Source organism: Acinetobacter sp. YH12135, from assembly GCF_013418565.1.
Lineage (GTDB): Bacteria > Pseudomonadota > Gammaproteobacteria > Pseudomonadales > Moraxellaceae > Acinetobacter > Acinetobacter towneri.
In genome coordinates this window covers 1-7830 of record NZ_VPBU01000040.1, presented here as the reverse complement: position 1 = coordinate 7830, position 7830 = coordinate 1, and the positions used below count along the sequence as shown (strand labels likewise).

Below are 7830 nucleotides of genomic sequence, written 5' to 3'. Positions count from 1 at the left end.
TCATTCGAGTCTAGACAAAATGACACCAAATGAGTTTTACTATGATCAGCTACCCCAACAAAACAAGGTGGCTTAACTAGAGCGGAATATCACTTATAAATACGCTTTTAGTTGTTCAAACAAGTGGAACCACCTCTGTTTGTAATGATATTTTATAAAATTCAATATTAGATCTGCAGAGAAAAACTTATCAAACTAAGTATTGGCTAGTCTTTTTCTTCGAAAAACTTATCAAACGAAGTATTAAGTTAATCTTTTTCTTCAACTTCTTCCTTAAACTCAAACAAATCATTCATCGTACAGTTAAAGTACTTACACAACTTATCGGCGACTGGTAATTCAATACGTACAGCACGGTCATAATACATACTTGTGAGCGTGTTGCGATTGATACCTGTTGCATGCACCACTTCACTTAATTTTAAAATTTTTCTATCGCCCATGAGGCTAGATAACTTACAAGTAATCATATTTAAATTAATTTACAAAAAATAACTTGCTGTGGGTTATTTGAAGTTGTTGACTGAGTAATACTTTGCTAAAATTAACCTACAGCAGGTTATTACAACTTATAGAAAGTATATTTTATCCATTTCAACTAAATTATAACTTTTTAAATATAAGGATTGAACCTGCATTAGATTATTTTGTGGAGATGACCGCCGTGTTACCAAATGAGTTATTGATCAGCCAGCAAGCTCGTGACTTAGGAAATCAATTAATTAAAGAAATGAACATCAATAGAAGTTATGGAATGGCTAATTTTCTTGGAGTAAATACTTGCTATGATAATCATCAGGCTGTACTTATTTGGACATTTCAACTGCTTGAAAGGGAACCTGCCTTAAATGAATTAGCAGAAATTAAAAAATATTTTCTTTTAATCTTTCCAGATAGTGTTTATCAATTAGCCTAAGTTGTTTTTAAAATTAATTTATTAAATAAAAAGCACTAAATCAAAGAAAGCTTTATTTAAAAATACCTATTAATTCAAAAACATACCATTTACTGAATATATGAAGCATAGGTTCCTGCTCTATCACTCACTCGTACTAAAATTACATCGCTCTTTTTACTGATACTAAACAATTTATGTCCACGCCACGTTCTGCGGCTTCGAGGGCTAGTTTTTGTTGAACCACTGAGAACAAGGACAACAAACTGCCTACTATATTTTCCCGGAGAGTGGTGTAGGAACTTTTTCATTATTGCTAATCATATCAGCGACAACATCAGCAACGAGCTCCTCTATTCCTGAGAATGCTTTAGACTGATCCGCATCAAGCCAAGACAATGATGGAAACTCAGCACATCATTCGTTTAAGACCTATTTTAATGACGGCACTGGTCGCAAGTTTAGGTTTTATTCCAATGGCGTTAAACACTGGAATTGGTGCAGAAGTACAACGACCACTAGCAACAGTTGTTATCGGCGGTATTGTATCTTCTACAATTTTAACTTTGTTTGTATTGCCTATTTTATATCAATGGGCGCATGGCTCTGAGAGTAGCAAACAGCAATCCGACGAAATTTAAAATCAAAAAAAGCAGCTTAATTACTAGGTTATGCCTAATTAAGCTGCTTTTAATATTGTATGCCCAACATTTTATTGATAAAGCTTACTGCGCTTCATCCCGACAATTTTCATTTAAAAACTCAAACTCTATCGTTGTATGCGATAAATGATAGGAAGATAATTTAGCTGCAACTTCTTGTTTAAGCCTAATTAATTCTTTAACGTCAAAGTTGTCACTCAGCTCAAGGTGCGCTGTTAAAACGTGACTTTCACCATCTAGTGACCAAAAGTGCATGTGGTGGATACCATTAACTTCAGGAAATTCCATTAGTGATAGTTTAATACGCTTTTGAGTCTCTTTATCGGGTGCAGCTTGAAGAAATAAAACGAGTGTTGATTTCAGGTTTTTGAAAACATTAAACAAGATGAACAGCGTGAACCCTATTGATAAAAGGGGATCTAATATCGGCAGTTCAGCGAACAACAGTACGATAGAGACTATAAGAACGGCAACCCATCCAAGTACATCTTCAAGAAGGTGCCATGTCAGCACTTTCTCATTTAATGTTTCACCCGCTTTTAATTTTAATACAGCATATCCGTTAACGGCAACGCCGAGTATCGCTAGCCCTAACATCCCCTCGACTACAGGCATTTCAGGATTGGACAGCTTTGGAATTGCTTCAAATAAAATCCAAATTGAGCCAATGATTAAAACAATACTGTTTATCAATGCGCCAAAGAGAGTAAGTCTACGATAACCATAACTAAACTTATCTGATGCTTCTTTATCTGAAAAACGACTTAAAATCCACGCAAAACCTATTGAAAGACTATCACCAAGATCGTGAACTGCATCTGCCATTATCGCCGTACTGTTAGTGAGCCAACCACCTATAAATTCGATAATAGTGAATGTCACATTAAGGAAAAATGCCCAACCAATACGGTCATCTTTACCATGTTGATGACTATGATTATGGTTGTGCATTTTGTACCTCTAGTACTTTTCTATTTCTTAGTTTTGATACATTCATATTAATCAAGTGACGTATCAAGCGTTGATATATCCAGCGTTTGAACCCCGACAAGTTAGTCCCTTTTTCGAGATAGAACTCATCAGGGGAATCATAAAGCCCAAAGTCATCATGAATACCTTCTTTTTGAATATAGGTATTTTCTCCACGCCAATCTGTATCTGGTGATGAAAAGCACTTTGTTGCAACACCATAACCACAAAAATCATCTTTTACTTGGTCAAATTTCTCCTGTAGAGAGCTTAAGTATTGCTCATCCAATATAAAGCCCTCTAAGTTTATCCAACGCCCTTCAAAGTAAACTTCTACCCAACTATGAATGATGTATTTAGGTGCTAACCAAAATACATAGCTTGGGATAGCACCTTTTTGTAGTTGCTGGTCTATGGTAAACCCATGAAATCGGCATTGAATGCCTAGTCCACGCAATAGTACCATTAACAGATTACCCTTAGTATTACATTGTCCATAACCATCTGCTAGCACATCGCTTGCTGCAATATCATCGCTTTCATTATAACCAAAGAAAATCTCATCTTTTACAAACTGATAAGCGGCACCAATTTTGTTGAAGTTATCCAAGTTTTTCCACCTACGTTGATCGATCAAGGATTGGATATCTTTGTGTTCAAAATTAACGATATTCGTATTGTTTAAATATTTCTCAGTCATTTTTTATATATCCTTTTCGTTGCATACTTATACTATAGACTCTATAGTAACTATAGAGTCAAATGTCTGGGGGAAATTGATGAAAATAGGCGAATTGTCAAAAAAATCGGGCTGTTCAATACAAACGATTAGATATTATGAAAGAGAAGGATTTCTGTTAAATCCAAATCGTTCAGAAGGTAATTTCAGGCTGTATGATAGCAAAGCACTTAAACAATTGGAATTCGTAAAGCATTGTCGCAGCCTAGATATATCACTCAATGATATTAAACGTCTTATCGAATTAAAAAATAAGCCAGAAGAAAGCTGCTCTAGCGTTAATGCATTAATTGATCAGCAACTTGCACTAGTGAATAAACGCATGAAAGAATTAAGGGCGCTTAAAGCTGAATTACAACAAATGGCTAGTGCTTGTGGTTCGAACAACCCAACATACTCATTATATTCTGCTGACCATGTAACACGGCAAGTATATTGTTTACTATCCATTTGAAACCCCATAATGTTTTAAGTCTATGTATAAAAGTACGATTTTCACTTAGCAGTACTTAAATAATCACCCCACCACTGCATCATTTCAGTCCGCTGGGCTAAATAGTCAGCGTGATTATAGCTGGCACGGGTACGGTTCTTATCAATATGTGAAAGTTGTGCCTCAATCCAGTTATCCTGGAACAAACCTGAGTCATTCAAAATGGTACTAAAAGTGGAACGTAGTCCATGAGAGGATAATTGATGTTTTCCATAGCCCATCTTACGTATAGCCATATTTAATGTATTAAAATGAATCGGTTGATTATGTTTCCGTGGGCTAGCAAAAATGTACTTTTCACCGTATGACCATTGCATGACGTCTTTTAAAATATCTAAAGCCTGATCTGAAAGTGGAACTAAGAAGTCGGGAATCTCATGGCCTAATATGACTTTTCGTCGAAACTGTTTAATATGCAAGGCAGGTATTTTCCAGACTTTTTCATTTAAATCAAAATGATGAGGCTCAGCCAATAACAATTCAGCCCCTCGCACGCCAGTATGTAATTTGAACAGCAGTGCTTTTTTAATAATCGGATGGGCATCCAATTTTTGTAATTTATACTTAAAATCAGATATATCCTCCGCTTTCAAATACGGATAATTTTTCTTGATTTTACTGTTAATGGCGATTTTATTTAAACCATGCGCGATGTTGAATTCACAATAACCCATCGCTACAGCGTAGTCATAAATTTGGTTCAAATAACTACAAGCTTTCTTGACAGGTTCTTTTACTTGGCGTCCCTCTATTTTTTTGATTACTGAAACCAGGTCATAACGCTTGATGTTTTGAAAAGGTAGATCCTGAAGGTCTGGATAAATATCTTGCTGTAAGCATCTTTCTGCTAACTGTAGTACACCACAGCGGGGTAGATCGTTGAAGGCATTTTTCAGTTTGAACTGTAACCACTCCTCCCCGACCTTACCAAAGGTGATGACATTAGAGGCAGTATCTTGTTCAAAACAGAAATCATTGTCTTTAAAGTCATCTCTGACTTGTCGTGCCTTTTTCAGCGATAAATCAGGATAACGACCTAACTGAATGCGTCGACGTTTTTTAGTTTGTGGATCTGTATAGCGATAGCACCAAGATTTTCTTCCACTCGGCTCAATCTTCAGGCTAAGCCCATCTTCATCGGATAAAAAACTGGTTTTTTCCTTACAATGAGCTTGGCGAACTTTAATTTCAGTAAGACTCATGGAATTTAAATGAAACCTAACAATGGGTTGATTGGATCAATTATATCAAAATAGAACGCTTTATGTATGATGCGTACACTACGCATCATATAGATTTGTAAAGTATTGTTTTATAAATTTATTATTCAATATACTTTAATTTTAGTAACCAGTAGGAGTACCACTTCTTTTTTAGTTCTCAAATATCACGTTTTTTTTGACGCAATGATTCTATCTCGGACTTCGTCAGCTGTTTTACGAGAGATGAGGATATACTTTACCTCCCACTCTGTGAGCCTTTCAACGTCTCACGGCTCTATTTAATGTTATTGAATAATCAATGGATACCAGTAAAGCCTTTTAGGTCTGCTATTGTTTCTAATACAATAGTCTCCACGATCAAGGATTGGACTCAATGCATATTCCAGCATAAACCTACCACCTATTCCTATTCGCACCCTACCACTCATTCCTATTCCAAATCGGCCACTTAGGGTTTATTCAGTAATAGAATTTAAAGGCTTTATTGCCCAAACCTATATTCTTAAAAGCTTATTCAGCAATATAATTCTTAGATAAATTGCATATTCTTATCGTAAAGGACACTGATTCTTCTTTCATTTGGACAGTTACTATGAATTCACTTCCGTCCTAATAATCTGCCCCAAAAGCTTTTTGGCTTCCGATTCGGATCGGCTTTGTTGCACAAATACCTAAGAATATGATTTTATTAAATTTATTCTTAGGTTGAAATTTTCACAAACCTTTAAAAATCAGTGCCTTGCAAAATGTTTATGCAACAAAGCCTATTTAAATCGGCAACTTGAACATATTGATAAGTTAATAAATAATCACATAGATCAAGATCCAACATTGAAACAGGATTTGAAATTACTGCAAACTATTCCTTCAATCGGTGAACGATCAGGCTTATTACTGTTGGGGTTATTTCATTCGCACAAGTTTGAAAAAGCAAGTCAAGCTGCTGCATATGTAGGTTTGGTTCCAGTACATCAGTTGTCTGGCAGTTCAGTCAACAAGCAAAGTCACTTATCAAAAGCAGGTGACAGTAAAATACGCTCAGTATTGTATATGTCGGCATTAACAGCGATTAAATATAATCCACACATTGAAGCTTTATATCAACGATTATTAAGCCAGGGTAAAAATAAAATGTGTGCTTTAGGTGCTGCAATGCGCAAGCTTATACATCTGTGTTATGGCGTTTTAAAACATCAGACTGCCTATCGAAGAGATTATTTAGTGGTCGAATAATCTCAAAACCTGATTGACTACCAAGACGGTATCTCAGGTCCCGAATTTATCAGTCACGAATTTGTGCGCTGGGCTACTGAGCACGGTATTCGTATTGAATATATTCAACCGGGTAAGCCACAGCAGAATGCGTATATTGAACACTATAATCGGACCATACGTTATAGTTGGCTGAGCAAGCATTTATTTGATACTTTGGATGAAGTACAAGATTATGCAACAAACTGGTTGTGGCATTACAACCATGAAAGACCACATCAAGCTAACAAAGGAAAGCCACCTCTAATGGCTGCTTAACCTCTACTTTTAACTTCGGTTATTTATTGAAGGATTACCTTAAAAACTATTAATGTAGCTCCATTTTAAATAAAGAACCGCTTTTTTATTCAAAATAGGGTAGGAACGACTTTAACTAAATCAGTAAGGAATACTTAATGAAATATATCTAATCTCACCTATATTGTTATATGAAATATATATTGTAAATGGAATATCTTCAATTTTCCATTTTTGGCTTCTAACCACGCCATCATCATTCTTAATAAATAATGGCACTCCTAATATATTTTCAATTTCAGCTTTATTCATTGAAAATTTTAAATTAAATGGCAGTTCTTGTTTATATTGAGAAAAGCCTTCCACACCATCATTATAAAAAAATATAGTCGTTAAGTATATTTTTTCACCAGTTATGGGTTTGTCCTCCTGATTTAAATAAAAAGACTCATCAGTAAATATAAAACCCAATCCCTCATCATATTTACTAATATAAAAATTATACTCATCCAATAAATCACCATCTTCATCATAAATTGGTAATTTAATTTCCTCTTGACTTTTCACAAATTGATTTTTAACAAAAAAATCAACTAATTTTTCATCAATATTTGACTTACCCAACAGTGATATTAAATGATCAATAAACTTATTTGTCATTCTTTCTCGCCTCCTCATCCATAATATTTTTCAAAAATTTATCATAATCAGCATTATTTTTACAGCTCAATGTAGTACATGCTTCTTGCAACTTTGTAACGTACTCAGGCGTTAATTTTTTTGCATTATCTATCATTGCCTCAGAATCCCTAATTTGTGCTGCTTGTAAATCATTTGCATCATTTTCAATGAGTCCTTTATTATTTTTTCCTGCATAGGTTGGACCTGCGGCATGCACCTCATTTGGTACAGTTACACTCATTCCTTCATTAATAATACGATTTTTCTCTGCTTGAGTTAAGGGCGCTTCCTTTAAGTCTTCAGCTCTCTTTAATAATGCAGCTTTAGACGGCTGATGATCTCTAGCCACGGTTCCATCTCCAGTGACTTTCTTTTGATTTCCATAATTATCAACCCATCCCACATCAAGAGATTGCTTTTGATTTATTTCAATATCAGCATCTTTCCCCTTAGTGACACCTTTACCTACTCCAGCACCTACAACTCCAGCCACAGCATTAATTAAATATTCTGCACCTTGTTTATTTTTTTCCTCTGTACACGACAAATTTCACAGAACCCTTATCCTATCAGGATTCTGCTTTCTTAAAATTGCCAAAATTTCCTTAAACTCTTCTTTTTTCCCAAAACCAATTAAACGCTGAATCGCCATTTGAACA

The 7830-nt window shown here is 35.1% G+C and carries 8 protein-coding genes and 5 pseudogenes; 5 read left to right on the top strand and 8 right to left on the bottom strand.

The window, feature by feature from the left end; genetic code table 11:
• Window positions 1–248 precede the first annotated feature (248 nt).
• Entirely contained in the window at window positions 249–470 is a 222-nt protein-coding gene (locus FTU70_RS13990) for a helix-turn-helix transcriptional regulator (RefSeq protein WP_004658364.1), read from the bottom strand.
• Window positions 471–664: 194 nt separating this feature from the next.
• Between FTU70_RS13990 and FTU70_RS13985 the strand changes: the two genes are divergently transcribed.
• The gene (locus FTU70_RS13985; protein ID WP_004658363.1) at window positions 665–916 is read left to right on the top strand and encodes a hypothetical protein; all 252 of its coding nucleotides are present in this window, start codon (window positions 665–667) and stop codon (window positions 914–916) included.
• 252 nt (window positions 917–1168) lie between these two features.
• On the opposite strand, the pseudogene FTU70_RS13980 reads toward FTU70_RS13985, so the two are convergent.
• Window positions 1169–1312 (bottom strand): annotated as a pseudogene (locus FTU70_RS13980) (antitoxin HicB); the annotation flags it as partial.
• Here FTU70_RS13980 and FTU70_RS13975 point away from each other — a divergent pair.
• Window positions 1312–1536: pseudogene (locus tag FTU70_RS13975) on the top strand (efflux RND transporter permease subunit); the annotation flags it as partial. The pseudogenes FTU70_RS13980 and FTU70_RS13975 sit on opposite strands and share 1 nt — an antisense overlap.
• An 84-nt stretch (window positions 1537–1620) precedes the next feature.
• On the opposite strand, the gene FTU70_RS13970 reads toward FTU70_RS13975, so the two are convergent.
• Window positions 1621–2508: a cation diffusion facilitator family transporter gene (locus tag FTU70_RS13970; RefSeq protein WP_127800877.1), complete on the bottom strand. Its 888-nt coding sequence runs from the start codon at window positions 2506–2508 to the stop codon at window positions 1621–1623.
• Entirely contained in the window at window positions 2495–3226 is a 732-nt protein-coding gene (locus FTU70_RS13965) for a transglutaminase family protein (RefSeq protein ID WP_180060775.1), read from the bottom strand. The genes FTU70_RS13970 and FTU70_RS13965 overlap by 14 nt, the downstream gene beginning before the upstream one ends.
• Window positions 3227–3305: 79 nt before the next feature.
• Here FTU70_RS13965 and FTU70_RS13960 point away from each other — a divergent pair, with 79 nt between their 5' ends.
• On the top strand, window positions 3306–3719 hold the full coding sequence (locus FTU70_RS13960; protein ID WP_179989169.1) for a Cd(II)/Pb(II)-responsive transcriptional regulator: 414 nt from the start codon (window positions 3306–3308) through the stop codon (window positions 3717–3719).
• Between the two features lie 41 nt (window positions 3720–3760).
• Here FTU70_RS13960 and FTU70_RS13955 read toward each other — a convergent pair whose 3' ends face one another.
• Together FTU70_RS13955 and FTU70_RS14445 are read right to left on the bottom strand one after the other, a co-directional pair.
• The gene (locus FTU70_RS13955) at window positions 3761–4960 is read right to left on the bottom strand and encodes an integrase arm-type DNA-binding domain-containing protein (RefSeq protein WP_005245164.1); all 1200 of its coding nucleotides are present in this window, start codon (window positions 4958–4960) and stop codon (window positions 3761–3763) included.
• 185 nt (window positions 4961–5145) lie between these two features.
• A pseudogene (locus tag FTU70_RS14445) lies at window positions 5146–5247 on the bottom strand (recombinase); the annotation flags it as partial.
• A gap of 490 nt (window positions 5248–5737) precedes the next feature.
• Here FTU70_RS14445 and FTU70_RS13950 point away from each other — a divergent pair.
• Together FTU70_RS13950 and FTU70_RS13945 are read left to right on the top strand one after the other, a co-directional pair.
• A pseudogene (locus tag FTU70_RS13950) lies at window positions 5738–6214 on the top strand (transposase); the annotation flags it as partial.
• Window positions 6215–6247: 33 nt separating this feature from the next.
• Window positions 6248–6511: pseudogene (locus tag FTU70_RS13945) on the top strand (integrase core domain-containing protein); the annotation flags it as partial.
• A gap of 120 nt (window positions 6512–6631) precedes the next feature.
• On the opposite strand, the gene FTU70_RS13940 reads toward FTU70_RS13945, so the two are convergent.
• On the bottom strand, window positions 6632–7150 hold the full coding sequence (locus FTU70_RS13940) for a hypothetical protein (protein ID WP_154320120.1): 519 nt from the start codon (window positions 7148–7150) through the stop codon (window positions 6632–6634).
• Window positions 7140–7718 carry a hypothetical protein gene (locus tag FTU70_RS13935; protein ID WP_179990664.1) on the bottom strand — a complete coding sequence of 193 codons (579 nt, stop codon included), beginning with the start codon at window positions 7716–7718 and terminating at the stop codon, window positions 7140–7142. The genes FTU70_RS13940 and FTU70_RS13935 overlap by 11 nt, the downstream gene beginning before the upstream one ends.
• Window positions 7719–7830: the final 112 nt, after the last annotated feature.

Bases quoted from the DNA above. Each gene is read 5' to 3' on its own strand.
- FTU70_RS13990 (WP_004658364.1), bottom strand. From the start codon at position 470: ATGATTACTTGTAAGTTATCTAGCCTCATGGGCGATAGAAAAATTTTA.
- FTU70_RS13965 (WP_180060775.1), bottom strand. From the start codon at position 3,226: ATGACTGAGAAATATTTAAACAATACGAATATCGTTAATTTTGAACAC.
- FTU70_RS13960 (WP_179989169.1), top strand. From the start codon at position 3,306: ATGAAAATAGGCGAATTGTCAAAAAAATCGGGCTGTTCAATACAAACG.
- FTU70_RS13955 (WP_005245164.1), bottom strand. From the start codon at position 4,960: ATGAGTCTTACTGAAATTAAAGTTCGCCAAGCTCATTGTAAGGAAAAA.
- FTU70_RS13970 (WP_127800877.1), bottom strand. From the start codon at position 2,508: ATGCACAACCATAATCATAGTCATCAACATGGTAAAGATGACCGTATT.
- FTU70_RS13940 (WP_154320120.1), bottom strand. From the start codon at position 7,150: ATGACAAATAAGTTTATTGATCATTTAATATCACTGTTGGGTAAGTCA.